This window comes from Peptoniphilus rachelemmaiella (assembly GCF_943169845.1).
Taxonomy (GTDB): Bacteria; Bacillota; Clostridia; order Tissierellales; family Peptoniphilaceae; genus Aedoeadaptatus; species Aedoeadaptatus rachelemmaiella.
The window spans coordinates 1-1796 of the sequence record NZ_CALPBW010000012.1 but is presented as its reverse complement, the minus strand read 5'-3'; the positions used below and the strand labels follow the sequence as shown (position 1 = coordinate 1796).

Genomic DNA, 1796 nt, shown 5'->3' with positions numbered 1-1796 from the left:
CGACGAAGTCGGAAAAGACGATCCGATTCCCACCGGCTGGTTCAGAGTCACCGTCAAACAAGACGCAGACTCCATCCAAGCAGGAACCGTCGCAGAAAAATATTATGCACTTGCACCGAAGGATAAAGTAGCGAAAGCCAACTTCCCGAAATTAGACGGAAAAGAAGCAAAAGGCTACGAAAACCCGGCATGGTACAAAGACGCTGAAACAACAGCAACTGCGGATCCGAGTACGGTTGAAATTACCGCCGATACCACCTTCACTGCAAAAGCAACGAAGAAGGTTGAAGATCAATCGTCAGTCACTTACCCGAATACGAATGTGGAAAAGGGTAGCACAACGACCGTCAATCCGTCTGACGTCAAAGATAAAGACGGAAATAAGATTACGGATATGACAAAAGTTGGCGTGCCGACGGTGACTAACCAAGATCAATTACCGAATGGTGTCACTGTAACACCGAAAGCAAATGGTGCCGTTGAAGTGACCGTACCGGCAGGTCATCAAGGAAATGATCCGATTGCCATTCAAGTGATCGTTCCTGTAACAAATTCTGACGGTACGACGACAAATATCACGACGACGATAACCGCTACGCCGACGGATAAGGTTCCGGGTCAGTCCGACAAACCGATCCTTAACCAACCGACGGAAGGCGATAAGGTGATTGACGGCAAAGGCGTTCCCGGAGCGAAGATCGTCGTTACCGACGAACGCGGAAACATCATTGGCGAAACAGTGGTCGATAAGAGTGGCAACTGGAATGTTCCGGTTCCCGCCAATCGTCCGTTGAAATCCGGTGAAACCATTACCGCAACGCAAACGGAAAAAGGTAAGAAGCCCGCATCCAAGACGACAACCGTCAAGGCCAAGGGCAATTCCGGATCCAATGCCGGAAACAATACCGGCGGTTACTGGTTCATTCCGGCAAACCCGACGACACCCTCTGTTGAAAAACCGAAACACGAAACCGCCATTCACAAGGCATATATCTTCGGCTACGAAGACAGCACCTTCCGTCCCGAAGGTAATATGACCCGCGCCGAAGCGGCGGCCATGCTGGCTCGCTTGCAAGGTTTGGATCTGTCCAACAGTGCAAGACCGAACTATATCGACGTACGCAGCGGCTGGTACAACGCAGTGATCAACGCCGTGGTCAACGCCGGCTATATGAAGGGCTATCCCGACGGTACGTTCAGACCCAACGACAAGATCACTCGTGCGGAATTCACACAAATGATCAAGGCCATCGACAAGGCCAATACCGGCATGGCACCTTTCGCCGACGTGAAAGGCCACTGGGCCGAAGCGGCGATCAACCAAGCCTATGCCAACGGACGCATCAACGGTTATCCGGACGGCACCTTCCGCCCGAACAACCACATCACCCGCGCAGAAGCAGTTACGGTATTCAACAAATTGTACGACCGTAGCGTCGGCCTCACGGGTCTGCGTGATGTATTGACGGGCATTGTACCCTTCAATGATGTCAATGTAAGCCACTGGGCATACTACGATATTATCGAAGCATCCAACACCCACACGTTCTATCGCACCGTAAAAGGTCAGGTAGATGAAACGTGGGTTACGTTGAATCAAACTTGGAAGGATGCCTTAGCGAATCGCTAAACCGGTCAAAAAGGAATCGAGCGCAAGCTCGGTTCCTTTTTGCATTAGAAAACCCCCGGTTAGACCGGGGGTTCCGTTTAGCTTTAGCGATAATCACCCGTTATTCCCAGAATGGTATGATAAGAAAGGTCTGCCAACCAATCACAATCAGGAGGGAATAATGACA

General features: G+C 50.9%; 1 protein-coding gene. It reads left to right on the top strand.

The window, feature by feature from the left end; translation table 11 throughout:
• The coding region (locus KO087_RS06185; RefSeq protein ID WP_215508432.1) for an S-layer homology domain-containing protein at positions 1–1630 on the top strand (1630 nt) is incomplete at its 5' end.
• Positions 1631–1796 lie beyond the last annotated feature (166 nt).